The sequence below is a fragment of the Arthrobacter sp. UYCo732 genome (genome assembly GCF_040547265.1).
Taxonomy (GTDB): domain Bacteria; phylum Actinomycetota; class Actinomycetes; order Actinomycetales; family Micrococcaceae; genus Arthrobacter.
Genome location: NZ_JBEPPJ010000010.1, coordinates 88,107 through 111,322, shown reverse-complemented (window position 1 = coordinate 111,322; position 23,216 = coordinate 88,107). Strand labels below are relative to the sequence as shown.

21 protein-coding genes, 1 tRNA gene and 3 pseudogenes are annotated in these 23,216 nt (G+C 65.9%); 10 read left to right on the top strand and 15 right to left on the bottom strand.

Features of this window, described 5'->3' with window-relative positions; genetic code table 11:
• Nucleotides 1-7 precede the first annotated feature (7 nt).
• From ABIB45_RS14100 to ABIB45_RS14085, 4 genes are all read right to left on the bottom strand, one after another.
• Nucleotides 8-79, bottom strand: a tRNA-Thr gene (locus ABIB45_RS14100).
• 120 nt (nt 80-199) lie between these two features.
• Nucleotides 200-640: a LysM peptidoglycan-binding domain-containing protein gene (locus tag ABIB45_RS14095; RefSeq protein ID WP_354216480.1), complete on the bottom strand. Its 441-nt coding sequence runs from the start codon at nt 638-640 to the stop codon at nt 200-202.
• A gap of 225 nt (nt 641-865) precedes the next feature.
• A complete protein-coding gene (locus ABIB45_RS14090; RefSeq protein WP_354216479.1) occupies nt 866-3,142 on the bottom strand; it encodes a DEAD/DEAH box helicase in 2,277 nt (758 codons plus the stop codon).
• 405 nt (nt 3,143-3,547) lie between these two features.
• Nucleotides 3,548-4,204 carry an MOSC domain-containing protein gene (locus ABIB45_RS14085; protein WP_354216478.1) on the bottom strand — a complete coding sequence of 219 codons (657 nt, stop codon included), beginning with the start codon at nt 4,202-4,204 and terminating at the stop codon, nt 3,548-3,550.
• A 198-nt stretch (nt 4,205-4,402) separates the two neighbouring features.
• Between ABIB45_RS14085 and ABIB45_RS14080 the strand changes: the two genes are divergently transcribed.
• The 3 genes from ABIB45_RS14080 to ABIB45_RS14070 are packed head-to-tail and all read left to right on the top strand — an operon-like array spanning nt 4,403 to nt 7,744.
• The gene (locus ABIB45_RS14080) at nt 4,403-4,966 is read left to right on the top strand and encodes a Tat pathway signal protein (protein WP_354216477.1); all 564 of its coding nucleotides are present in this window, start codon (nt 4,403-4,405) and stop codon (nt 4,964-4,966) included.
• Between the two features lie 2 nt (nt 4,967-4,968).
• A complete protein-coding gene (locus tag ABIB45_RS14075; RefSeq protein ID WP_354216476.1) occupies nt 4,969-6,180 on the top strand; it encodes a glutathionylspermidine synthase family protein in 1,212 nt (403 codons plus the stop codon).
• Nucleotides 6,181-6,211: 31 nt separating this feature from the next.
• Nucleotides 6,212-7,744, top strand: a complete 1,533-nt coding sequence (locus ABIB45_RS14070; RefSeq protein ID WP_354216475.1) for an APC family permease — start codon at nt 6,212-6,214, stop codon at nt 7,742-7,744.
• Nucleotides 7,745-7,770: 26 nt separating this feature from the next.
• On the opposite strand, the pseudogene ABIB45_RS14065 reads toward ABIB45_RS14070, so the two are convergent.
• The 5 genes and pseudogenes from ABIB45_RS14065 to ABIB45_RS14045 all read right to left on the bottom strand — a co-directional run bounded on the left by ABIB45_RS14065 (nt 7,771) and on the right by ABIB45_RS14045 (nt 12,700).
• Nucleotides 7,771-9,090 (bottom strand): annotated as a pseudogene (locus ABIB45_RS14065) (MFS transporter).
• Complete coding sequence (locus ABIB45_RS14060) at nt 9,087-9,575, bottom strand: winged helix-turn-helix transcriptional regulator (RefSeq protein ID WP_354216474.1); 489 nt, start codon at nt 9,573-9,575, stop codon at nt 9,087-9,089. Before ABIB45_RS14060 ends, ABIB45_RS14065 begins: the two are co-directional and overlap by 4 nt.
• Before the next feature lie 71 nt (nt 9,576-9,646).
• Nucleotides 9,647-10,810 carry a cystathionine gamma-synthase gene (locus ABIB45_RS14055; RefSeq protein WP_354216473.1) on the bottom strand — a complete coding sequence of 388 codons (1,164 nt, stop codon included), beginning with the start codon at nt 10,808-10,810 and terminating at the stop codon, nt 9,647-9,649.
• Nucleotides 10,811-10,878: 68 nt separating this feature from the next.
• Nucleotides 10,879-12,264, bottom strand: a complete 1,386-nt coding sequence (locus ABIB45_RS14050; RefSeq protein WP_354216472.1) for a cystathionine beta-synthase — start codon at nt 12,262-12,264, stop codon at nt 10,879-10,881.
• Nucleotides 12,265-12,307: 43 nt separating this feature from the next.
• Nucleotides 12,308-12,700, bottom strand: coding sequence for a VOC family protein (locus ABIB45_RS14045; RefSeq protein ID WP_354216471.1), 393 nt, complete (start codon nt 12,698-12,700; stop codon nt 12,308-12,310).
• 131 nt (nt 12,701-12,831) lie between these two features.
• Here ABIB45_RS14045 and ABIB45_RS14040 point away from each other — a divergent pair, with 131 nt between their 5' ends.
• Nucleotides 12,832-13,812: a DNA-3-methyladenine glycosylase family protein gene (locus tag ABIB45_RS14040; RefSeq protein WP_354216470.1), complete on the top strand. Its 981-nt coding sequence runs from the start codon at nt 12,832-12,834 to the stop codon at nt 13,810-13,812.
• A gap of 59 nt (nt 13,813-13,871) precedes the next feature.
• On the opposite strand, the pseudogene ABIB45_RS14035 reads toward ABIB45_RS14040, so the two are convergent.
• Nucleotides 13,872-14,057, bottom strand: a pseudogene (locus tag ABIB45_RS14035) (hypothetical protein); the annotation flags it as partial.
• Between the two features lie 406 nt (nt 14,058-14,463).
• Between ABIB45_RS14035 and ABIB45_RS14030 the strand changes: the two are divergent.
• Nucleotides 14,464-14,733 (top strand): hypothetical protein, encoded by a 270-nt coding sequence (locus ABIB45_RS14030; RefSeq protein ID WP_354216469.1) that lies wholly within the window; start codon nt 14,464-14,466, stop codon nt 14,731-14,733.
• A gap of 150 nt (nt 14,734-14,883) precedes the next feature.
• Here ABIB45_RS14030 and ABIB45_RS14025 read toward each other — a convergent pair whose 3' ends face one another.
• Together ABIB45_RS14025 and ABIB45_RS14020 are read right to left on the bottom strand one after the other, a co-directional pair.
• On the bottom strand, nt 14,884-15,099 hold the full coding sequence (locus ABIB45_RS14025) for a hypothetical protein (protein WP_354216468.1): 216 nt from the start codon (nt 15,097-15,099) through the stop codon (nt 14,884-14,886).
• A gap of 117 nt (nt 15,100-15,216) precedes the next feature.
• Nucleotides 15,217-16,893, bottom strand: a complete 1,677-nt coding sequence (locus ABIB45_RS14020; protein WP_354216467.1) for an AMP-binding protein — start codon at nt 16,891-16,893, stop codon at nt 15,217-15,219.
• Between the two features lie 71 nt (nt 16,894-16,964).
• Here ABIB45_RS14020 and ABIB45_RS14015 point away from each other — a divergent pair, with 71 nt between their 5' ends.
• Nucleotides 16,965-17,243, top strand: coding sequence for a putative quinol monooxygenase (locus ABIB45_RS14015; RefSeq protein WP_354216466.1), 279 nt, complete (start codon nt 16,965-16,967; stop codon nt 17,241-17,243).
• 165 nt (nt 17,244-17,408) lie between these two features.
• On the opposite strand, the gene trxA is transcribed toward ABIB45_RS14015, so the two are convergent.
• Complete coding sequence (trxA, locus tag ABIB45_RS14010) at nt 17,409-17,846, bottom strand: thioredoxin (RefSeq protein ID WP_354216465.1); 438 nt, start codon at nt 17,844-17,846, stop codon at nt 17,409-17,411.
• Between the two features lie 159 nt (nt 17,847-18,005).
• On the opposite strand from trxA, the gene ABIB45_RS14005 reads away from it, so the two are divergent.
• Both ABIB45_RS14005 and ABIB45_RS14000 read left to right on the top strand, forming a co-directional pair.
• Complete coding sequence (locus ABIB45_RS14005; protein ID WP_354216464.1) at nt 18,006-18,959, top strand: ABC transporter ATP-binding protein; 954 nt, start codon at nt 18,006-18,008, stop codon at nt 18,957-18,959.
• Nucleotides 18,956-19,756 carry an efflux permease Rv1217c-related protein gene (locus ABIB45_RS14000; protein ID WP_354216463.1) on the top strand — a complete coding sequence of 267 codons (801 nt, stop codon included), beginning with the start codon at nt 18,956-18,958 and terminating at the stop codon, nt 19,754-19,756. Before ABIB45_RS14005 ends, ABIB45_RS14000 begins: the two co-directional genes overlap by 4 nt.
• Before the next feature lie 85 nt (nt 19,757-19,841).
• Here ABIB45_RS14000 and ABIB45_RS13995 read toward each other — a convergent pair whose 3' ends face one another.
• Nucleotides 19,842-20,396 (bottom strand): acyl-CoA thioesterase, encoded by a 555-nt coding sequence (locus ABIB45_RS13995; RefSeq protein WP_354216462.1) that lies wholly within the window; start codon nt 20,394-20,396, stop codon nt 19,842-19,844.
• A gap of 62 nt (nt 20,397-20,458) precedes the next feature.
• On the opposite strand from ABIB45_RS13995, the pseudogene ABIB45_RS13990 reads away from it, so the two are divergent.
• Both ABIB45_RS13990 and ABIB45_RS13985 read left to right on the top strand, forming a co-directional pair.
• Nucleotides 20,459-21,203 (top strand): annotated as a pseudogene (locus ABIB45_RS13990) (potassium channel family protein).
• Between the two features lie 375 nt (nt 21,204-21,578).
• Nucleotides 21,579-22,559 (top strand): LysM peptidoglycan-binding domain-containing protein, encoded by a 981-nt coding sequence (locus tag ABIB45_RS13985; RefSeq protein WP_354216461.1) that lies wholly within the window; start codon nt 21,579-21,581, stop codon nt 22,557-22,559.
• 106 nt (nt 22,560-22,665) lie between these two features.
• On the opposite strand, the gene ABIB45_RS13980 is transcribed toward ABIB45_RS13985, so the two are convergent.
• Entirely contained in the window at nt 22,666-23,091 is a 426-nt protein-coding gene (locus ABIB45_RS13980; RefSeq protein WP_354216460.1) for a CBS domain-containing protein, read from the bottom strand.
• Nucleotides 23,092-23,216 lie beyond the last annotated feature (125 nt).

Sequence of the window (23,216 nt, the reverse complement as noted above, 5' to 3'; positions counted from 1 at the left end):
CATTCAGAGCCCCCCACCGGAATCGATCCGGTGACCTCGTTCTTACCAAGAACGCGCTCTACCACTGAGCTAGGGGGGCAACGAGTAAATACTCTACCGGAAGATTTCCCCACCAACAAATCGGCGGCTGGGCCCACAAAAGGGCGCCGAAACAGTTGCATCGACGCCCTTTTTTATGGCCTATTTCCGGCGCCACAAACTACGGCAGCCGGAGTACCTGTCCGGGGTAAATCAGATCCGGATTGGGCACCGTGTCGGCGTTCGCTGCGATGAGCGCGCCCAGGTCTACGCCGAACTGTGCGGCGATACCGCTGAGGGTGTCGCCGGCCTCAACCACAACCTCGGAGGCAGCGGCGGCCGGCGCGGGTGCTGCTGCTGTCTGGTTGGCTACTGCCTGCTCGGCGGCTGCGGCGTCAGCTGCGGCCTGGTTGGCCGCTGCCTCTGCGTCGGCGGCCTGCTGGGCGGCTGCGGCGTCAGCTGCGGCCTGCGCGTCGGCGGCCTGCTGGTCGGGTTGCGCATCGGCTGCGGCCTGGTCGGTATTGCTGCCGGCGCTGGTGTCTCGACCGGTCTGGGGTTCGTTATGCTGTTCGTTCTTGTCGCCCATGCCGAGGTTCTTTTTCAGATCGTCAAGGAATCCCACGTTGATGCCTTTCGCTGTACTTTGCGGCGGACCTGGCCCCAAAGGCGGGCCGGGACCGCTCACAGCTACGCCATCGGTAGCCCCTCGAGCGTACGGGCTGAGGTCCGCGGAGCCAAGGACTCAGTTGCCCGGGAGGGTCATCGCAGAAACCTGTGCAAATTAAATGCCGAGGGACCGGCTCGAAAGCCGGCCCCTCGGGGGGAAACTTGTCAGACTACCTGACGGTTACCACTTGCCCTTGCGGTTGAAGTCACGTCCGCCTTCGGTGCGGGGCTTGCGTGAGCCGTCACCGTGGCCGCCGAAACGGGAGTCGCTGGCCTGGCCGCGGCTGGAACCGCTGTCGGCACCTACGCTGCGCTCTGAACGGTCGCTGTACGAGCGGCCGCCACGATCAGCAGAGGAACGCTCGCCGTCGGACTTGCGGAATTCCTTCTTAAACCCGCCGTTGCCCTTGAAGTTGCCGCCACGGTCGCCGCCGCCGGAGTAACCGCCGCGGTCGCCGCCACGGTTGCCCTGGTAACCGCCACGCTCGCCGCCGCCACCGGACGACTTGCGGCCGTTGTCCAGCTCGAGGTGGATCAGCTCGCCGCCGATCCGGGTGCGGGAAAGCGCGCGCAGCTGCTCGGGGCTCAGATCCGCCGGGAGCTCCACGAGGGAGTGGTCCGACCGGATGTCGATGCCGCCGATCTGGGCCGAGGAGATGCCGCCTTCGTTGGCAATGGCGCCCACGATGGAACCCGGCATAACGCGCTGGCGGCGTCCGACGGCGATCCGGTAGGTGGCGTTGCCTTCGGTGAGCGTACGGGTCGGGCCGCGTGAACCGAAGCCGTCCTTGGAGCGTTCGCGCTTCTGGAACTCGGGAGCTGCCGGCAGCTCCTTGACCAGCAGCGGCTGGCCGCCCTGGGCCATAACGGCCAGTGCAGCGGCGATCTCTGCCGCCGGAACGTTGTGCTCTTCCTCGTAGGAGGAGATGAGGTCACGGAACGCCGCAACATCCTCAGACTCAAGGGTCTCGGTGATGCGCTCGGCGAACTTGCCCAGGCGCAGTGTGTTCACGCTCTCGGCAGTGGGCAGGTGCATCTGCTCAACCGGCTGGCGCGTGGCCTTTTCGATGGAACGCAGCAGGTACTTCTCCCGCGGCGTCATAAACAGGATGGCGTCACCGGAACGGCCCGCACGGCCGGTGCGGCCGATGCGGTGCACGTAGGACTCCGTGTCATGCGGGATGTCGTAGTTGACCACATGGCTGATGCGCTCAACGTCAAGGCCACGGGCCGCGACGTCGGTGGCCACCAGGATATCGATGCGGCCTTCCTTCAGCGCGTCGACAGTGCGTTCACGCTGCTGCTGCGGGATGTCGCCGTTGATGGCCGCAGCCTGGAAACCCCGCGCCTTCAGCTTGTCAGCCAGGTCCTCGGTGGCCATCTTGGTGCGCACGAAGGCGATGACGCCGTCGAACTCTTCAACCTCGAGGATGCGGGTCAGGGCGTCCAGCTTGTGCGGGCCCATGACCTGCAGGTACCGCTGGCGGGTGTTGGCGCCGGTGGTGGTCTTGGACTTCACCGAGATCTCGGCCGGGTTGTTCAGGTACTGCTTGGACATCCGGCGGATCTGGCTCGGCATGGTGGCCGAGAACAGCGCAACCTGGCGGTCCGACGGGGTCTGCTGGAAGATCTGCTCCACGTCTTCGGCGAAGCCCATGCGCAGCATTTCGTCAGCCTCGTCCAGCACCAGGTACTGGAGCTCGGACAGGTCCAGGGAGCCCTTGGAGATGTGGTCGATCACACGGCCGGGGGTACCCACAACAACCTGGGCACCGCGGCGCAGGCCTGCGAGCTGGGGGCCATAGGCGGAGCCGCCGTAGACGGGGAGGACGGTGAAGTCATCAATGTGCTTGGCGTACGAGGTGAAGGCCTCGGCAACCTGGAGCGCCAGCTCGCGGGTCGGGGCCAGGACCAGGGCCTGGGTCTTGCGGGACGGGCCGTTGAGGTCGTGGAGCTCGGCCAGGCGGGACAGTGCCGGTACTGCGAATGCTGCAGTCTTACCGGTGCCGGTCTGGGCGAGGCCCACAACGTCGCGGCCTTCAAGCAGCAGCGGAATGGTTGCTGCCTGGATGGGGGAAGGCTTTTCGTAGCCGACGTCCTGCAGGGCGGCGAGGACGCGGCCGTCGATGCCGAGATCGGCGAACTTGATGCCCTCTTCTTCGGCTTCTTCGGCCTTGGCCGGAGCGGTCGGCGCTTCCTCGGCCTTGGCGGGAGCCTCGGTCTCAGCGGCGGGGGCTGCTGCCGGGGCAGCGCTTTCGGTCTCAGCAGCGGGCGCTTCCTCGACCTTGGCGGGAGCCTCGGTCTCAGCGGCGGGGGCTGCTGCCGCCGGGGCAGCGGCTTCGGTGAACTCGACGGCTGCGGGCTCTGCTGCGGCCGGGGCAGCGGCTTCGGTGAACTCGACGGCTGCGGTTTCGGCGGTTACGGCTTCGGCGGTAGCGTCGTTCTGATTTTCGGGCATAGGGAAATTTCCTCATCCATAGGGGGCCAGGCGGCACTACCCGAGGTGAGCGGAGCCGCAGTACATGTGCCGTGGGTGCCGGGCATACATTGACCGGCCGGTCACATAGAAGTCCGGCGCTTTCGCAATCCCGTGGCAGGACTTCCCGCTGCATCTCTTGGCTGCTATCCCAGCAGTCTGTACAGCGTTTTCTTTAGCCGGCTCTCCCTATGAAAATGCCCGCATCGCATAAGCGGGCCCCAACACTTGCCAGTCCTGCCTCAAAAATTGGGCAGGAATAAGGGATTTCCGGAGTGGGGGATATTTCAAGTGTAAGGTACGGATCCGCTTTGCGGCTAATTGAACGCACGACGGCGGCGGTGAGCTTGCGCACATGGCTTCCCTGTGCGGCACTTTAGGGAGCGGTTAACGGGCCAGCTGCCGCTGCAACCGCTCGAATACCGCCCCGTATTCCGGCTGCTGCAGGCGGATCTCGCCGTCGGCGTCGGCATCCCGCAATGCCTCCATGGACTCCAGGTCAGGGTCGCTGAACCACCTTTCCACCGTGATTCCATGCTTCGGCACAAAGATGCGGTGAATGTGGTCGCCGGCCTGGATGCTCCCGGTGCGGATGACCCGGAGGTAGGCGCCCACGCGTCCAGCTTCGGTGAAACGCCTGACGAACCGGGGCTCGTCCATGCGCCGCTGGAAGGCAACACATGGCGTACGCGGGGACGTCACTTCCAACTCGACGTCGAGCCCGATCTTCCAGCGTTCGCCGATGACGGCGCCTGTGGTTTCAATGCCGGCAACGCGAAGGTTTTCGCCGAAGATCCCGGGCGGCAGGTCGCGCTGGAGCTCTGCCGCCCAGTAGTCCGCGTCTGCTTGGGAGTACGCATAGACGGCTTGGTCCTCCCCGCCGTGGTTGATCCGGTCTGCCTGGACATCCCCGTGGACGCCCAGCCGGTGGACCCGGACGGGGCCCTCCACCGGGCGCTTGTCGATGGCTGTGACCCCCACGGTCCCCTCATCGGCGAGGAGTTGGTGGACACGGCAGACGGCTAGCACTGATGCGGTTTCCATGGCTCCAGTCTAAGTTCCCGCGGGTTCGGTGAGCAGGTGCGGCGGGGTGGGGACTTCTCCCCAGGTTTTCGCTCGCAGCCTGTGGGGGCAGCGGCTAGGCTGATTTCAGGATTGAGTTTCCGGCCCACCGTTGCGCCCATTTCAGCACCGATTTCAGCAGGGACTACCAAGCAGCACGGACTACCAAGGGGGGATGTCATGGACGCGGACAAGGACCAAACTGGCGGTCCGGACAAGGACAAAGCCAAGGACGCGCCGAAGCCGCCGCCATGGCAGGTGCCCAAGCCCGAGCTGCGCCCGGAACTCCTGAACGAACCCGTCACCCCTGTGGATCCCTTCGCCCGCGACCGCGAGCGCCAGGCGCATGATGTGGCAACACGCAAGAAGCGCTCCCAGCGGCGCACCGTGGTGGTGGGACTGGGTCTGACGGCCCTCCTGGCCGGCACCATCACTGCCGTGGTGGCCAGCAACCAGGATGAAGCCGATTACGCCCAGGTCTGTTTCAATGACGAAACCGGCGAGCGTGTGGAAGACACCCAGTGCAACAGCTCCGCGGGACGCAGCGGGGCGCTGTTCGCGTGGTACTTCTACTCCAGAGGTGCCGGCGTGCCCGCGGTTGGCCAGAACCGGTCCTCCTACCCGAGCTACACCAGCACCATCCCCAGCGGGGCCAAGGCGTCCACCGGGTACAACACCAAGGGCGGCACTGTCAGCAGGGGCGGCTTTGGCAGCAGTTCCAAGGGCGGAAGCACGGGGGGTTAGGCGTGAAGCGGTTGTTATCGGAGCCCAGGCCCGGCTGGAAGCAGAAGATCGAGGGGCAAGGCCTGGTCTTTTCCACCACCACCATGCCCGACGGCAAGAAGATCGAATACTGGCACGAGGGCGCCTACTACGAATTCACCATGGACGAGGTGGAGTCACTCGAAGTCCAGGCCGAGGACATGCACAGGATGTGCCTGGAGGCCGCGAAGTTCCTGGCCACGGGTGCCATGGGGAACATCGGCATCGGCCCGCAGGCCCTGGAGCTCGCCGCCGAATCGCTGCAGGCCGGCGACATGGACATCTATGGGCGCTTCGACTTTATCTATGACGGCCGGGGCGGCCCGGCCAAAATGCTGGAGTACAACGCCGACACCCCCACGGGCCTGATTGAGGCTGCCGTGGCCCAGTGGTTCTGGCTGCAGGATGTGTTCCCGGAGAAGGATCAGTGGAACGGCATCCACGAGGCATTGATCCGGCAGTGGAAGAAGATGCAGTACCGCACCGGCATGAGCACCCTCCACATCGCCCATTCGGAGGCGGAGGAATCCGGTGAGGACTGGATGACGGCCGCGTACATGCGCGACGTCGCCAGCCAGGCGGGCTGGACCACCATCGGCATCAACATGTCCGACATCGGCTGGGACCCCAACCTCAACCGCTTTGTGGACCTGGACAACTTCATGATCAGCACCATGTTCAAGCTGTACCCGTGGGAGCTGATGATGAAGGAGCCCTTCGGGCACCGGCTGCTCCAGCGTGCCCATAATCCCCGCTGGGTGGAGCCGGCCTGGAAGATGCTGCTCTCCAACAAAGCCCTGCTCGCCGCGCTCTGGCACCTGTACCCGGACCACTCCAACCTCCTGCCCGCCTATCTCAACGAGCCAGGCCCGCTGAAGGAATGGGTGGCCAAGCCGCTGCACGGCCGCGAAGGCGACAACATCAAAATCCATGCCGAGGGCATCAGCCTGGAGCGGCCGGGCGGGTACGGCCGTGAGGGCTGGTGCTACCAGCAGTTCCAGCCGCTGCCCGATTTCGATGGCAACCACCCCGTCCTGGGCCTCTGGGTGGTGGACGGCGAGTCCGTAGGCTGCGGGATCCGGGAATCGGATGGCCCCATCACCGATTACTTCTGCCGTTTTGTGCCCAACACCATTGACGCCCCGGCGCCGCTCTCAGCGCAGGCCCACTCCAGCAAAGCAGGTATCGCATTATGAGCCCCCTGACCCTCCAGCGCCCGGTGACCCTGTGAGTACGGAGACGACGACGGCGGGCAGCGGCTCCGGCGGACGGTCCGGCGGTGCCGTCCCGGCCAAGGGGCTGCGTGCGGGAATCCTGGACCTCGGCGACTCGGTCATGCTGGGCCTGGCGTCCACCGCGCCCGTGTATTCGCTGGCAGCGACTCTCGGCCTGATCGTCGCCGTCAACGGGAATTACACTCCCCTGATCCTGATCCTCGGGTTCATCCCCGTCCTGTTCATCGCCTATGCGTTCCGTGAGTTGAACAGCGCCATGCCGGACTGCGGCACCACGTTCACTTGGTCCCGCCGGGCGTTCGGCCCCTGGGCTGGCTGGCTGGGCGGCTGGGGTGTTGCGCTGGCCGGGATCGTGGTCCTGGCCAACCTGGCCCAGGTGGCCGGGCAGTATTTGTGGCTGCTGATCGGCGACGGTTCGCTGGCCGGAACCAAGGTGGCTGTCACGGCCACCGGTGTGCTGTTTATTGTCTTCATGACGCTGGTGAACTACCGGGGTATCCGGCTGGGCGAGCACGTCCAGCGTGTCCTGACCTATGTGCAGTATGTCTCGCTGGGCATCTTCGCGCTGGCCATCATTGTCCGCATCGCGGGGGGTGCACCGGAAGGCCAGGCGTTCGATTTCGAGTGGTTCAACCCGGCCGCCGCCTTCGCCGATCCGGGCGCTGTGGTGCACGGGGCGCTGCTTGCCCTGTTCATCTACTGGGGGTGGGACACCTGCCTCGCCGTGAACGAGGAAACCGAAAACCCGTCCACCACGCCCGGCCGAGGCGCCGTCATCTCAGCCTTCGTCCTCGTCGCCATTTACGTGTCGGTGGCGTTGCTGGTGATGATGTACGCCACGGTGGGCACCGAGGGCATTGGTTTGGGCAACGAAGCCAACCAGGCCGACGTCTTCCTGGCCATGAAGGATGTTGTCCTGGGTCCGTGGGGCTGGCTGATTGTGGTGGCCGTGCTGGCCTCCGTGCTCTCCTCCACACAGACCACCATCCTGCCTACGGCCCGCGGCACGCTGTCCATGGGCGTGCACGGTGCGCTGCCCCCGAAGTTCGGCGAGGTCCATACCCGGAACCAGACGCCGGGATTCTCCACCCAGGTCATGGGCACCGCCGCAGTGGTGTACTACGTGGCCATGAGCTTCCTCAGTGAAAACCTGCTCAGCGATTCCATCAGCGCCATCGGCCTGTTCATCGCGTTCTATTACGCACTGACCGGCTTCGCCTGCTTCTGGTACTTCCGGTCCACGCTCCGTGGTTCGGCCCGCAACCTCTGGTTCCGCGGCATCCTTCCACTGGTGGGCGCTCTCCTGCTGACGGCCGCGTTTTTCATCTCCGCCGTCCAGATGTGGGATCCCGCCTACGGCGACACGCAGATCTTCGGCGTAGGCGGTGCCTTCATCGGCGGCGTGGCGCTCCTGGGCCTTGGCGTGGTGCTGGCGGTAGTCTGCCGGTTCCTGCCGTCGACCCGGGGGTACTTCACAGGGAAGCCGGCCGCCCCGGCCAACACCTCCCCTAAAACCCCGGCGTAGCCCCCCCCATCTCGGCGGCGGTTAGCCTAGGCCGCCGCCACCGGGACGGGTTCCTTCACAGCCTTGTCCTTGCGGATGGTGGCACTGATGACGGCGGCGATGGCGCACATGGCCGCCGCGCCGATCCAGGCGTAGGTGTACTGGCCGGTGGCGTCCCGGATGACGCCGGCGCCGAGGGCAGCAGCGGCCGCGCCCAGCTGGTGGGCCGCGAACACCCAGCCGAACACCACGCTGCCGTCCGCGCCGAACGTTTTCCGGCAGATTGCCGCGGTGGGCGGCACGGTGGCCACCCAGTCCAGGCCGTAGATCACCACAAAAACGATCATGCTCGGCTGGATGCTGGCGCTCAGGAGCAGCGGCAGCACCAGCAGGCCGATCCCCCGGAACTGGTAGTAGACGGCCAGCAGGATCTTGGGGTTGTAGCGGTCGGTCAGCCAGCCGGAGGCGATGGTGCCCACGATGTCAAAGATCCCGACGACGGCGAGCAGCCCGGCCGCGGTGGTTTCGGGCATGCCGTGGTCGTGCGCGGATGGGATGAAGTGTGTGCCGATCAGCCCGTTCGTGGTGGCGCCGCAGATCGCGAATCCCGCCACCAACGCCCAGAACGTCCGCACCTTGCTTGCCCGCTTGAGCACCTGCAGGGCGCGCACCGCGGCGTTGCTGCTGCGCCCGCTGTCCACGGGGTCCGCTGCCGGGAACGCAGCCGTTCCTTCCTCGGGTGCCGTTTCACCTCAAGGCAAGGCGCCGACGTCGGCCGGTGAGTTCTTGAGGAACTTCAGCACCAGCGGAACCACCGCCAGCGCGCCGGCGGCGATCAGCAGCGATGCCTGCCGCCAGCCCGGGTTCTGGGCCAGCATGGCGATGAACGGCAGGAAGACCAGCTGGCCTGCGGCGCTGCCGGCGGTGAGGATGCCGATCACCAGGCCCCGGCTCCTGGAGAACCAGGTGTTGGCGATGGTGGCGGCGAAGACGAGCGCCATGGACCCGGTGCCGAGTCCAATCAAAAGGCCCCAGGTCAGGAGGATCTGCCAGGACTGGTTGACCAGCACCGTGAGCGCGCTGCCCGCGCCGATCAGCACCAGGGCGGTGGCGGTGACGGCCCGGATCCCGAACCGCTCCATCAGGGCCGCGGCGAAGGGGGCAGTCAGGCCAAACAGCACCAGGTTGATGCTGACGGCTGCGGACAGAACGGTGGTGGACCAGCCGAACTCCTGCTGCAGGGGCACCATCAGGACACCCGGGGCAGCCCGGAATCCGGCAGCTCCCACGAGGGCCAGGAAGGCGACGGCCGCGACGATCCAGGCGGGGTGCAGGCGGCGACGTTGGGCTGTTTCCGTGGCGCTCACGCGGCGGTGGCCAGTTGCACGGGTGCGTCCGTCCGGGTGAGGCTGTGCCAGCTCGTATTCGCGGCCGTCAGCCGTTCTCCGCAGCCGGTGCAGGTGTCCGCGGAACTGGTCCGCTGGCCGCAGCCGGAATGGATCACGAACATGTGGGCCTGGTCCGAGGGTGCCGGCAGGTGCTTTTCCGCCCACATAACCACGGCGTTCAGGACGGGGAGGGCGTCCTCACCCTTCGGGGTCAGGACGTACTCCTGGCGGGCGCGGCCACCGTCGTCGTACGCCTTCTTCGCCAGCAGCCCCGACTCCACCAGACCCGCCAGGCGCCTGGTGAGCACCGAGTCCGCGACGGCGAGCCGGGACCTCATGGCGTCGAAGCGCCCGTTGCCGAAAAAGACCTCGCGGAGCACCAGCATGCTCCAGGGGTCACCCAAAATGTCGAGACCTCGTGCCATGCTGCAGTTGCGCTGGGACCAGTCGGAGCGGAGTACCATAAAGGCACCCTAGCTAACTTTCCTGAAGAAAGCCAGGGTGCCTTTTGGTTCGTGCCGGTAGTTGGAAGGTGCTACTTGAGGAAGGTGAAGGCCCGCTCGAGGTCGGCGATGAGGTCTTCCACGTCCTCGATGCCGCAGGAGAGCCGGATCAGGTTGACCGGAACCGCGAGCTCAGTGCCCTTGACCGATGCGTGGGTCATCTCCGAGGGGTAGTTCATCAGTGATTCGATGCCGCCCAGGGATTCTGCCAGCGTGAACACCTGCGTGTTTTCGGCGACCGTGCGGGCCGCCGCCTCGCCGCCCTTGAACTGGACGGACACCATGCCGCCAAACTTCTTCATCTGCTTCTTGGCCAGCTCGTGGCCAGAGTGCGAGGGCAGGCCCGGGTACAGCACGGCCTCCACCTCGGGGCGCTGTAGCAGCCATTCGGCCACGGCCTGGCCGTTGTCGCTGTGCCGGTCCATGCGCACACCCAGCGTCTTGAGCCCGCGGGTAGTAAGGAATGCGTCCATCGGGCCGGACACCGCACCCACGGCGAACTGGACGAAACCGATCTTCTCTGCGAGCTCGGCGTCCTTGACCACAATGGCGCCGCCCACCACGTCGGAATGGCCGCCGATGTACTTGGTCGTGGAGTGGACCACCACGTCGGCACCCAGGGCGAGCGGATTCTGCAGATAGGGCGACGCGAAGGTGTTGTCGACGATCAGGAGGGCACCGGCGTCGTGCGCCACCTTTGCGAGCGCCTCAATATCGGTGACCTTCATCAGCGGGTTGGAGGGGGTCTCCACCCACACGAAGCGGGTTTTGTTCGCGGAAACAGCCTTGCGCACCGAGTCCAGGTCCGCCATGTCCACGGGGGTGTTGCCGATCCCCCACTCGCCCAGGACCCTGTTGATGAGCCGGTAGGTGCCGCCGTAGGCGTCGTTGCCGAGGACGATGTGGTCACCCGGCCGGGTCAGGGCGCGGATCAGGGAGTCCTCCGCGGCCAGGCCGGAGCTGAAGGAGTAGGCGTGGGTGCCGCCTTCGAGCGCTGCGAGCTGCTCCTGCAGGGCATCACGGGTGGGGTTGGTGCCGCGGCCGTATTCATAGCCGTCGCGGAGCCCGCCGATGCCGTCCTGGGCGTAGGTGGAGCTGAAGTGCACCGGCGGGACCACGGCGCCTGTCCGGGGCTCGAAGGCCTGGCCGGCGTGGACAGCGCGGGTGTTGAAACCCTGGTTTTCAGAGACAGACATTGACGGTCCTTTCATGCGGTGATCGAGCCTGTCGCGATCCTGGTTTCGACAGGCGCAACCACGGAGGATTAGCTGCTGAGGTAGGCGAGCAGGTCGTGGCGGGTGAGGATTCCCACCGGAGCGCCGACGAACGTCACCATCACGGTGTCCACGTCGGAGAGCAGCTCGCGGGCTGCGGAGATGGTTTCCAACGAGCCGATGACCGGGAGCCGGGGGCCCATGTGCTCGGAGATCTTGTCCGTCAGCTTCGCTTCGCCGCGGAACAGCTTGCTGGTCAGGGTCCGCTCATCAACCGCACCGAGGACCTCGCCCATCACCACGGGCGGTTCCTGCGACAGGACAGGGATGTGGCTGACGCCGAACTCGTTCATGATGTTGATGACATCGCGGACAGACTCGTTCGGGTGGATGTGCACCAGGTCGGGCAGTTCGCCGTTCTTGGTCTTGATGACCTCGCCCACGGATGCTTCCTCGCCGCCGGAGAGGAAGCCGTAGGAGCGCATCCACTGGTCGTTGAAAATCTTGGCCAGGTACCCGCGTCCGGAGTCCGGGAGGATGACCACCACCACCGCGCTTTCCGGGAGGTCGCGGGCAGCCTGCAGCGCTGCCACCACGGCCATGCCGGAGGAGCCGCCAACCAGCAGCCCTTCCTCGCGGGCCAGCCGGCGGGTCATGGCAAATGAATCGGCGTCGCTGACGGCGATCACGTCGTCCGGAACGGACTTGTCATAGTTGTCCGGCCACATGTCCTCGCCGACGCCCTCAACGAAGTACGGGCGCCCGGTACCGCCGGAGTAGACCGAACCTGCGGGGTCCGCCCCAACAATCCGGACCCTGCCGCCGTCGGACTCGGCACGGCGAGCGGAAACCTCCTTGAGGTACCGGCCGGTGCCGGTGATGGTGCCGCCGGTACCGGCGCCGATCACGCAGTGCGTGACCCGGCCGTCCGTGTCACGCCAGATTTCCGGGCCGGTGGTCTCGTAGTGGCTGCCCGGGGCGGCCGGATTGGAGAACTGGTCCGGCTTGTAGGCGCCGGGGATTTCCGTCACGAGCCGGTCCGAGACGCTGTAGTAGCTCTGCGGGCTGTCGGGGGCCACGGACGTGGGCGTGACCACCACTTCGGCGCCATAGGCCTGAAGCACGGCGCGTTTGTCCTCGCCCACCTTGTCCGGCACCACGAAAATGCATTTGTAGCCCTTCTGCTGGGCCACGAGCGCCAGACCCACGCCGGTGTTTCCCGACGTCGGCTCAACGATGGTCCCGCCGGGGAGGAGTTTGCCGGTCCGTTCGGCCTCGTCGATCATTTTCACCGCGATGCGGTCCTTGATGGAGCCGCCGGGGTTGATGTATTCCAGCTTGACCAGGACTGTGGCTTTGAGGCCTTCCGTCACGTGGTTGAGCTTGATGAGCGGCGTGTTACCGATGAGGTCCAGGACGGACTGCGCGTACTTCATGACTACAAAGTTACCGCCTGCCGCGGCCGGTCCTGCCCAAGGGTCAGGTCCCCGCCGACGAATCGGTTTGCCACAGGCCCAGGATGTTGCCCTCGGTGTCCTTGAAATAGGCGAAGTAGCCCATACCGGGAACGGCGTCCTTGGCCTGGGCCACGGAACCGCCGGCGGATTCGACCTGGGCCAGCGCGGCATCGACGTCGTCTACATCGATCGTAATGATGGGCGTCTTGAGGCCTTCGGTCCGCGGGAACAGCGCCCCGTTGATGGCCCCGGGCGCGCTCGGCATGCCGGTCTGTTCGTCCGACGGTGTGGTGATGGCCGTGGTGTAGTTCATCCCCTGCATGGGGCTCAGGGTCCAGCCAAACGTGTTCTCGTAGAAGGTGTTCGCACGACCGTTGTCATCGGCGGGGATCTCAAAATGCACAACTCCAGCCACTGCATGCTCCTTTGAATGCGAGGGGAAGGCGCGGACGCCCCGCGCCACACGATGGAGTCTAGTCCTGGCTTCTTCGGTCTGTAAGGGGCTCCGGAAGCTGCATTGTCGGCCCGCCGTGGGACGATGAATACATGACCATCGCCGACGCCCCCGCCCGGCTGGCCGCCGCCGCGGACGCGTCCCTCCGGTGGCATCCGGATGGTCCCTACAGCCTGAAACAAACGCTCGGCCCCCTCCTGCGGGGCACCGGGGATCCGTCGTTTTCCTCCCGTCCGGACGGGCTATGGACTGCGTTTACGACGCCGGAGGGCCCGGTGACCCTGCGTCTCACCTCCGCTGGCTCCGGAGAGCAGGGTGCTGTTGACGCCCAGGCGTGGGGGCCCGGTTCCGCTGCCAGTCTCGCCGGCGTGCCCCGCCTGCTGGGCGCCTACGACGATTGGTCGGCCTTTGACGAACCGGCCTTCCATGCCACGCTCCCCCGGATGGTGCGTGAGGCCCGACGCCGGAACCTGGCGGTCCGCCTGCCCTCCACGCGGCGGGTGGTTGACTGCCTTGTGCCCACCATCCTGGAGCAGAAAGTCACCGTCATCGAAGCCCGCCGCGGCTACCGGTACCTGATGTACCGATTCGGAACGCCCGCGCCGGCGGCCGGCACGGCCGCGCCCGAAGGGCTCCGCATCCAGCCCACCCCCGCGCAGTGGCTGCGCGTCCCTTCCTGGGAGTGGCACCAGGCCGGCGTCGGCCCGCAGCGGTCCGCAACTGTCATGCGGGCGCTGCGTTCCGCCGTCGCGCTTGAACGGCTCGCTGCCCTGCCCGCGGTGGAGGCGGCGGCCAAGCTGCAGGTCATTCCCGGCATCGGGGTGTGGACCGCAGCCGAAGTGGTGCAGCGGACCCATGGGTGCCCGGATTCCATCGCCGTGGGCGATTACCACCTCGCCGCCTATGTGGGCGCTGCGCTGACCGGCCGGCGGACTGACGACGCCGGGATGCTGGCTCTGTTGGAGCCGTGGACGGGGCAACGCCAGCGGGTGGTCCGGATGATCGGCCTGAGCGGCTTCCGCAAACCCACTTTCGGGCCGCGGATGACCATCCAGGACCACCGCCGGCACTGACCACCTAAACGGGGTGGCTTGTGATTGTGAAATATCCGACGCAAAGGTTTTGCCGAGCGTCGTAGTGGCCTGTATTTGCCGGGTTTGATGTGGTTGGCAGGCGGCCAGGTGTAGTCGGCGGTGAGGTTGATGTTCAGCCCGCTGGTTCTGCAGCGCTGCTGCTCGAAGGAACGGTCGCGGATCGTGCCGAGCCGGTTGAAGAATATTGCCCGGGCGGGGGTGTTCGGCGACCGGGGAGGGCTTAGCGCCAGTTTTCCGCGAGATGGTGTGGCTGCCACCGCCATGTGGCGTGGTTCCGTCAGCAATAAACGCAGGGCGTCCCCGCGCCGATCCCTCACTACACGGTCAGTTGGGGGGTGCCCCGTTCGCGAAGTCATAGGCGATGCCGGCATCCCGGCCACGTTTAGGGCGCTGGGGTGCGCCCATAGTCTGCCTACTGTGACCATTGACGTGCCGTACCTGCCGCTTACCCGTCGACCTATGAGAGGTCCGCTCTCTCCTCGGCCCGGACTCAGCCGGACAGCCGGGAGTGCCCGCCCGAGAGACGGTCGGAGATCTGGAGTTCTTCTTTTTGGGTCAGGAAGCATGGGGTGGCCTGCCCCTTGAGCAGGTTGTCGGATCGCACGCTGTGCCCCCGCCCTAACCGACAGGGTGGACGTAAGTCTGACCGATGAACAGGCCGGGCTGCTGATGCGGATGAGCGCCGCGACCATCGACCGCAAACTCGCCGGCGAACGGTCCAAACTGATCCTGCGCGGACGGTCGCTTACCGAGCCAGGCACGCTGTTGAAGTCCCAGATCCCGGTCCGGACCTGGGCCGAGTGGGACGATGCCGTACCGGGGTTTGTCGAGATCGATCTGTTTGGGCACGAGGGCGGGGAACAGCTTCGGGGAGTTCTGTTTCACCCTGACGGTGGCTGATACGGCTGGACCGTGAACAGGTCCGTACGGAACTGCAGTTCGGGTCGCGGAACCCGGATCAGCGGGTCCCCCATTGCCACCAGATACCGGAGCGGCAGCGTATGGGCCAGATCAAGCCACGTCCGGGCGGGCCCGCTGACCCGGATCCCGTCAGTCGCCCACCACTCCCACCGGAACCACGTGGACACGGTGACCGATGACGCCGGGGCGCCGTACCCGGGGAAGTGCGTGCTGCTTACTGAGATAGATGCGCGGTTCCTGGCCCAGCCAGGGAGGAAGACCCAGCCCGTTGAGAATGGCCGCGGTCTCGTGGGACACCCACGCGTCCGGTGTGGCGACGCTGAGCACGCGTGCCCGCTGAACCAAATCCGGGTCCAGGCCGGCGTGCACCCGAATCAGCCGGCCGCCGCCAACCAGGTCCTTGGCACGTAAACGCTTCGGCGCAACGCCCGCATCCCGGGCCTGATAGATCGTAAACGGCGGTCAGAGGCCCAGCCGGGCCACCGCCTCCTCGCGCATCTCGATTTTTCGGATCTTGCCGGAAACAGTCATGGGGAAGCTCTCTCGGAGGTCCACATAGCGCGGGATTTTGTAGTGTGCCAGCTTTCCCCGGCAGAATTCCGCGACGGCGGCTTCGTCCAGCGGTGCCGCCCCCTGGTTCAGGATGATGCACGCCATGAGCTCCTCGCCGTACCTGGCATCCGGGACGCCGATCACCTGTACGTCTTGGACGGCCGGGTGGGTATACAGGAATTCCTCGATCTCGCGCGGGTAGATGTTCTCGCCGCCGCGGATCACCATGTCCTTGATCCGGCCTTCAATCACCACATAGCCCTCCTCATCCATCCGGGCGAGGTCACCGGTGTGCATCCAGCCGTCGGCGTCGATGGCTTCCGCGGTTTTGTCGGGCTTTGCCCAGTACCCCTGCATGACGGCATAGCCGCGGGTGCACAGCTCGCCGATGGCGCCGCGCTCCAGCACCTCTCCGGAGCCGGGGTCGATGACCTGGCTTTCGAGCCGGGGTATGGTGCGGCCCACTGTTTCGGTGCGTTGCTGGAGGGTGTCCCCGTGCCGGGTCATGGTTGAGACGGGTGAGGTCTCGGTCATGCCGTAACAGATGGCCACATCCACCATGTGCATCTCCGAAATGACCCGGTTCATCACCTCGATGGGGCACAGCGAGCCGGCCATCACACCGGTGCGGAGGGTGGACAGATCGTAGGAGCCGAAGTCCGGCAGCGCGAGCTCGGCGATGAACATGGTGGGCACGCCGTACAGCGAGGTGCCGCCGAAATCCTGGACAGCCTCCAGCGCCGCCCCGGGGGTGAAACCGCGGCCCGGGATGATGGTGGCAGCGCCGTGGCTGAGAGCGGCAAGGTTGCCGATCACCATGCCGAAGCAGTGGTAGAACGGCACCGGAATCACCACCCTGTCATGGTCCGTGTAGCCCAGCATCTCACCGATGGAGAAGCCGTTGTTAAGCAGGTTGTGGTGGGTCAGGGTGGCGCCCTTGGGAAAGCCCGTGGTCCCCGACGTGTACTGCAGGTTGATGGGATCGTGCGCCAGCAGCTCCGCCATCCGCGCCTTCAGGGCGGAATGGCCGACGGCGTCAGCCCGTTTGAGCAGCTCGGCGTACGTCAGCTCTGCCTCACTTTGGGGGACGCCGGCGTCGAGCCCGTCTACGCCGGGATCCGGCAGGAAGACCAGTTCGCGGAGGTCTGGACACTCCGCGAGCGCGTTGCGGGCCATCCCCACGTAGTCGCTGTTGCGGTCCGACGGCGCGGTGACCAGCATGCGCATGCCGTTCTGCTTCACCACAAACTCCAGTTCGTGGCTGCGGTAGGCGGGGTTCACGTTCACCAGGATGGCGCCGGCTTTGGCGGTGGCGTACTGCACGAGGGTCCATTCGGCGCAGTTCGGGCTCCAGATGCCCACGCGGTCCCCCTGGGCGACGCCGCAGGCGAGCAGCGCACGCGCGAGGCGATCGACGTCGTCGTTCATCTTGGTGTAGCTCCAGCGGCGGGCGTCACCGCCGGGCACCGCCGCGGCCTCGATCAATGCATCGTGGAACGGGAACTCGGCCGCCACCCGCTCAAAATTCGCGCCGATGGTTTCCTCAAGGAGCGGAACGTCAGTGTCCCCGGCTGTGTAAGCACGCATGGTGGCACGCTACCAACTGGACGGGCGCAATGGAATCGGGCCACAGGCTGACGCCCGGTATTGTGAAATCCATGAGTGCACCCATCGACCTGCAAGCAACGTTCATCCCCAACGACGGCGAGTTCTTCCGTGTGAAGCTCGCACTGGAAATCGCGATCGATGAGGTGGTCAGCGAGCCCGGCTGCATCCGGTACGAGCTGACCGAGGCCACCGAAGAGAAGCTGGTCCTGACCGAACAGTGGGCGTCCGAGGAGGACCTCGCGAAGCACTCCAAGGGCATTGCCGTGCAGGACCTGGACGAATCCCTGAGCGCGCTGCTGGCCGAGCCCGCCAAGATCGAGCGCATTTAGTCTCCCACGCACAACGCGGGGTCACTTTCCGCCCAAAAAACCTAAGTTATTGGGCGGAAAGTGACCCGCGTTGCAGTTAAGTGACTGTCCCCACCCGCTCCTCGCCTCGCAAGCTCGGCCAGGGAACCCTGCGCGCGTGGGGCCCACGTTGCAGTCAAGAGAGGATCAGGCGCCGGGAATCTGTGTGCCGTCCTGGGGACCCGAGCTCTTGGCTGCACCCGGGGTGCTGCCGGCGGCGGCGTCCGCCTGCAAGCCCGCGACGTGGGCGTGGACCTCGTCCATGTCCAGGGCCTTGACGGCGTCCACAACCTGCTCCAGCTGCTGGGCGTTGAGCGCGCCAGGCTGGGAGAAAACCAGGACCTTTTCGCGGAAGGCCATCAGCGTGGGAATGGACGTGATGCCGGCCTCGGCGGCGAGCTGCTGCTCGGCCTCGGTGTCCACCTTGGAGAACACGACATCGGAGTGCTTCTCTGACACGGCGCTGTACGTGGGCCCGAACTGCTTGCAGGGACCGCACCATTCAGCCCAGAAGTCCACGAGCACAATGTCGTTGCCTTCGATGGTGGATGCGAACTGTTCACCTGTGATGTCTACGGTAGCCATGGTTTCAACGGTACGCGAGGCGCCGGCGGATGTCCCGGCCGCGGGCACCCTGTTCGCTCCCCGCGTCATCGGGAATATCCGCTGCCCGCCGTGTACAGCGGGCGCCTCGGCGCCTAACGTAAAAGTTCAACAGCCGCTGACCGCCGAACAGGAGGGCGCATGGCCGAAGCTATCGCCACCAGGTCCCTCACCAAGAAATTCGGCCGCCGCGAAGTGCTGCACGGGGTGGATTTCACCGTCGAGGCCGGGTCCGTGTTCGGCGTGATCGGCCCCAACGGCGCAGGGAAGACCACCACCATGCGCTGCCTGCTGGACATCATCCGCCCCACCTCGGGGGCGATCCGCGTCCTGGGCGAGGATCCGCGGCTGGGTGGACCGGAGCTTCGCCGCAGGATTGGCTACCTTCCGGGCGAACTGTTCCTCGAGGGACGGGTGACCGGCCGGAAACTGCTGTCCCACTACGAGGCGATCAGCGGTCCGGTCTCTCCGGGCAGGATCGACGCGCTGGCCGAACGGCTGGGACTGGACCTCGACCGGCACACCCGCAAGCTGTCCAAGGGCAACAAGCAGAAACTGGGCCTGGTCCAGGCGTTTATGCACAACCCAGAACTGCTGGTCCTCGATGAGCCCACCAGCGGGCTGGATCCGCTGGTCCAGCAGGAATTCCATGCCATGGTGCAGGAAGCGCAGCACCAGGGGCAGACCATTTTCCTCAGTTCCCACGTGCTTAGCGAAGTCCAGCAGACCGCAGACACGGTGGCTATCCTCCGGGACGGCAAAATCATCGCCGTCGAGTCGGTCAGCGGACTGCGGGAAGGTGCCGTCCGGCACGTTCGGTTCTCGGCGGACGGCATCACAGCGCACGACGCCGGGGCGCTGCTGGGAGCGGTGCCCGGCGTCGGGCATGTGGAGCTACTGGAGTCCAACGGCACCGTCACCGTATCCGCCACGCTGGAAGGTGCCATCCAGCCACTGGTCAAGGCCCTGGGCACGCTGCAATTAAAGGATCTTGTCCTGGAGGAGCCTGACCTGGAGGAATCGGTGCTGCAGCTGTATTCCATCCCCCGGGATTCAGCCCCGGAGGATCCAAGCACCCGGAGGATTGCCAGGTGAGCACCACGCTGCCGCTGTTCCGGCGCGCGTTCCTCGACAGTTGGCGCTCAACGCTCGCGTGGGCGGCCGGCCTGGCCGGCGCCACGTTCCTGTACCTGCCGCTGTACCCGTCCATTGGCGGGAGCGCGCAGATGCAGGACCTGATTGATGCCCTCCCGGCGGAGATGACCAAGGCGCTGAACTACGAACAGATGGCCACCGGTCCCGGCTACACCCAGGCCACGCTCTTCGGGCTGATCGGGTTCCTGCTGATGACCATCGCCTCCGTGGGGTGGGGAGCCGCCGCGGTGGGCGGTGACGAGGAATCCGGCCAGCTGGAACTGACCCTTGCCCACGGCGTGACGCGCGTCCAGGTGGTGCTTGAACGCGCACTGTCCATGCTAATTCGGGTGGTGCTGCTGACGGCGTTGGTCTTTGTGCTGGTGCGGCTGCTGAACGATTCGGCCGAGCTGGCTATCCGGCCGGAGTACCTTTTCGGCGCGTCCGTCCTGTTCGCCGGGCTGTCCCTGCTGACCGGAACCGCTGCGCTGTGCGCCGGTGCCATGTCCGGGCGGCGGACCTACGGGCTCGCCGCAGGTGCCGCCGTCGGCGTCTTGGGATACGTCTTCAACGCGGTGGGCCGGCAGAGCCCCGACGTCGAGTGGCTGCTGAACCTGAGCCCCTACCACTGGGCGTACGGGAACGCGCCGGTGGCCAACGGGGCGGACTGGGCGGCGGCGGTCTGGCTTTGGGGCATCTCCGTGGCCCTGGTGGCCGTTGCTGCGGTGGCGGTGAACCGGCGCGACGTCGGCACGTAGGGTGCGCGACTTCCGGCGGCCCGCAGCGGTCAGGCCGCGGTGGTCAGGCTGCAGCGGTCAGGCCGCGGCGGTCAGGCCGTGGCGGTCAGGCCGTGGCGTCCCAAAGATGCGGCGCCGGGGTACGGCTGCCCGGCAGGGCATTGGTCTCACGCCATTCGTGGATCCATTCCGGCAGAACCAGGTCCGCCGGTAGCTGGCCGAACTCGCGCAGGATCTCCGTCTGGCTGACAGGTTTGCCCTTGCTGACCAGGCGGGTGGCGATGTAGGCACGCGCGTAAATCTCGCCGTCGGCCACCATACGCTGCTCGAAGTAGATAGCTTTGGCGTCCAGTCCGATGATCTTCGTTTCGATGGTGTACGGCTGCCAAAGCTGCAGCGGCTTCCGGAAGGCGATGGTCTCCCCCGCCGCCACCGGACTCCAGCCACGCTGGCGCATCCTTTTCCAGACGCCGCTGCGGACCATGAGGTCGAACCGGCCCAGATCCATGAGGGAGAAGTACATGCCGTTGTTGACATGCATGGCGATGTCGATGTCCGTTGGCAGGACCCGCAGCGGCAGGGAGGATGTGTCCCAGATGGTCAGCGCCGAACGGCGGGTGGACGTGAACAGCATCAGGAGGGTGCGCAGGAGCAGGTGCATGCCCTAATGTTACCCGGTGGTAACTTAGCGGCAAATCCACGGCAAAAGGACAGCCTCGTAGGATGTGGCAGACGACTCAACAACGCTACCGGGACCTTGCCGAGTTACCGCTGATTGGGACGGCACTGGCATTCCTGGCGGCCTGTGCCTGGCAGGTGGTGGGCCGCGTTGACGGCAGCGGAGCGGAATGACTTGAGGGCGTGATGTGGCTGACCTGGGGGGGGATCTTCGCCCTCGATTACGCCGCGAGCCTTTGGCTGGCCACCGACCGCCGTCGCTGGTTTTTCTGGAACCTGCATGAGCTCCTGATTGTGGCACTCCCGTTTTCCGCCCGCTCAGGCTGCTCCGGCTGGTGACGCTGCTCTCCGTGCTGCACCGGACTGTTGGCGAGACCCTCCGCGGCCGGGTGGTCACCTACGTGGCCGGATCAGCTGCGCTGCTGGCATTCGTGGGCGCGCTGGCAGTGCTGGACCTTGAACAATCCGCACCCGGCGCCAAGATCCTGACGTTGGGTGACGCCGTCTGGTGGGCGATCACCACCCTCACCACGGTGGGTTGCGGCGACATGTACCCTGTGACGCCGGTTGGCCAGATGGTTTCGGCGGCCTCATGATGAGCGGCATTGCTGTGTTGGGTGTGGTCACAGCGTCCATCGCGCCCTGGCTGGTCCAGCGCGTTAAAGAGTCCACCGAGGCCGCTGTGGAGTCCGCCGAGGAACCGGTTCGCGCGGAACTGGCGGATCTCGTGGCGGAGATCGCTGCGCTGCGTCGCCAGGTGGCCGAACTTAGGGATCCCCGCGCGTATTGACAGTCCCCTTTGACAGCCACGGCCGTGGGTAGGTAGTTCCGGAAAACTCTTGAGTATGGAACTGATGGCGGGCCAAGTATCCGGCTGAAATATTAGGGTAGTCCCTACTCGTGCCCCGCCTGCGGGCGCTTCCTAGACTCGAAATTCCTAGGGCCGAACAAAGTTGCTGGCGCATCCTCCAATGCCGGGGTGGGTGATGCCGCTTCATTGCGGAGCATCCGTATCTTCTGGGTATGCGGGCGCCTCCCATCGTGCGCCGTGCGTCGCCGGACATACTCCGGAACTGCGGGGCGCACCACATCTCGATCCGTCCTGCATGGGAGCCGTGGCCTCCCCACCGAACCTGTTGCCGGGCCGACGCTCGATAGGCCACCTATGAAGCAGTTGACCGTAGACCATTCCGAATTACCCCGCCGGAATTTCGAAACATGCGCGCCACGGGTCGATCTCACACCAGGCCACAAACCGGTCAACAACAGGCTGTGGTTAGGCATGGCCTGCGCCATCGTGGTCGCCTCCGTCAGCCTTGCCACGTTGATAGGACCCGTGGCAACGACTGCTGGGGCACCGGCCCCGGCAGCGGTCATCACGACGGCGGACCCACCGGTGGTGCGTGTCGCCCGGCCGCTGGCCCCGGCACCATTGGATGAAACCTACGCTGGCTCAGCTGAACCGGGGGCAGTTGCAGTTGCTGCGGCGGCACCGGAGGCGGCAACGCCGGCCGAGGCACCGCCCTCAAGCGCCCCTGAACCGGCACCGGCAGTGGACAACAACCTGTACACCGTGGTTGCCGGTGACACCGTGGGTACGATCGCCGCCGCGCACGGCGTGGACATGGGTGCCATGCTCGCAGCCAACGGACTCAGCGGATACAGCACCATCGTTCCCGGCCAGACGCTGAAACTGACGGGTCCCGCCGTCGCGGTTTCAGCACCAGCTGCAGCACCGGCGCAGGCGCCTGTTACCGCATCGGTGGCGGCCGCCGCTCCCGCCCCTGCGCCTGCTCCCCTGGTACCGCCGGCACCGGCCGTCCGGACTATCTATATTGCGGGCGCCGGCGGCCAGTCCATGGTTGATGCGTGCATCGGGCCTATCCATTACACGCCCAACGATGGCTACTCCCTCTTCATAACTGAACACGATTTCTGTGGCGGCTGGGCACGGTTCTCCGGCATTGCCGTGGGTGAGACCATCAGTATCCCCGGCTACGGGACCTACACGGCGACGGCCCGCGGGCAGGTCCCCAATCCCGGGACCACCAACGACGTCATCCGGGTCTTCGGCGGTTTCCCCCGGGCCATCCTGCAGACCTGCATCCCGGGGACCAACCAGATGTTGCTGATTGCGCTTAACTGACCACCCACGTCGCGGTGAACTGCCATAGCAGGCACCGCTCCTCAGCTTGTCCGCAGTTCCGAACGTTCAAGGCCGGGAGCCGCGGACAAGGCCTTAAGTGGGAGCGTTACATCGGCTTCCGTGCGGAGACATGCTCCACGAGCTCGCCGACGCGCTCTTCGGAATAGTTGCGGGCGATGTCACCCTGGCTGATGATACCCACCAGTTTGTGGTCAGCAATGACCGGCAGCCGGCGGATCTGGTACTGCTCCATCATCTCGATGGCGGCATCAATGTTCGCGTCGGCATCGATCCAATGCGGCTTGCCCGACGCGAGGTCACGGGCCATCATCTCGCCCGGATTACGGCCGGCGGCAACACAGCGGAGCACAATGTCCCTGTCGGTGATCAGGCCTTTCAACTTGCCGTCATCGCCGCAGATGGGCAACGACCCGCAGTCCAGGTCCTGCATCATCCGGGCAGCCTCAACGAGGGACTGGTTCTCCTTTATACAGCGCGCATCCGTAGTCATGAATTCACGTACAACACTCATTGGTCCTCCTTCATCGATGGATGAATCGACGCAGGGCATCGGGGGCACATGCGCCGATGCTGCCAGCCTACGCCGGGCCGCGAGCGCCTGTCGACGACGATTCCTCCCCTGATTTTGGGCCTGTC

Coding starts and splice junctions, on each gene's coding strand:
- ABIB45_RS13985 (WP_354216461.1), top strand. CDS start 21,579: ATGAAGCAGTTGACCGTAGACCATTCCGAATTACCCCGCCGGAATTTC.
- ABIB45_RS14005 (WP_354216464.1), top strand. CDS start 18,006: ATGGCCGAAGCTATCGCCACCAGGTCCCTCACCAAGAAATTCGGCCGC.
- ABIB45_RS14015 (WP_354216466.1), top strand. CDS start 16,965: ATGAGTGCACCCATCGACCTGCAAGCAACGTTCATCCCCAACGACGGC.
- ABIB45_RS14040 (WP_354216470.1), top strand. CDS start 12,832: ATGACCATCGCCGACGCCCCCGCCCGGCTGGCCGCCGCCGCGGACGCG.
- ABIB45_RS14085 (WP_354216478.1), bottom strand. CDS start 4,204: ATGGAAACCGCATCAGTGCTAGCCGTCTGCCGTGTCCACCAACTCCTC.
- ABIB45_RS14050 (WP_354216472.1), bottom strand. CDS start 12,264: ATGAAGTACGCGCAGTCCGTCCTGGACCTCATCGGTAACACGCCGCTC.
- ABIB45_RS14055 (WP_354216473.1), bottom strand. CDS start 10,810: ATGTCTGTCTCTGAAAACCAGGGTTTCAACACCCGCGCTGTCCACGCC.
- ABIB45_RS14090 (WP_354216479.1), bottom strand. CDS start 3,142: ATGCCCGAAAATCAGAACGACGCTACCGCCGAAGCCGTAACCGCCGAA.
- trxA (WP_354216465.1), bottom strand. CDS start 17,846: ATGGCTACCGTAGACATCACAGGTGAACAGTTCGCATCCACCATCGAA.
- ABIB45_RS13995 (WP_354216462.1), bottom strand. CDS start 20,396: ATGCACCTGCTCCTGCGCACCCTCCTGATGCTGTTCACGTCCACCCGC.
- ABIB45_RS14060 (WP_354216474.1), bottom strand. CDS start 9,575: ATGGTACTCCGCTCCGACTGGTCCCAGCGCAACTGCAGCATGGCACGA.
- ABIB45_RS14020 (WP_354216467.1), bottom strand. CDS start 16,893: ATGCGTGCTTACACAGCCGGGGACACTGACGTTCCGCTCCTTGAGGAA.
- ABIB45_RS13980 (WP_354216460.1), bottom strand. CDS start 23,091: ATGAGTGTTGTACGTGAATTCATGACTACGGATGCGCGCTGTATAAAG.
- ABIB45_RS14080 (WP_354216477.1), top strand. CDS start 4,403: ATGGACGCGGACAAGGACCAAACTGGCGGTCCGGACAAGGACAAAGCC.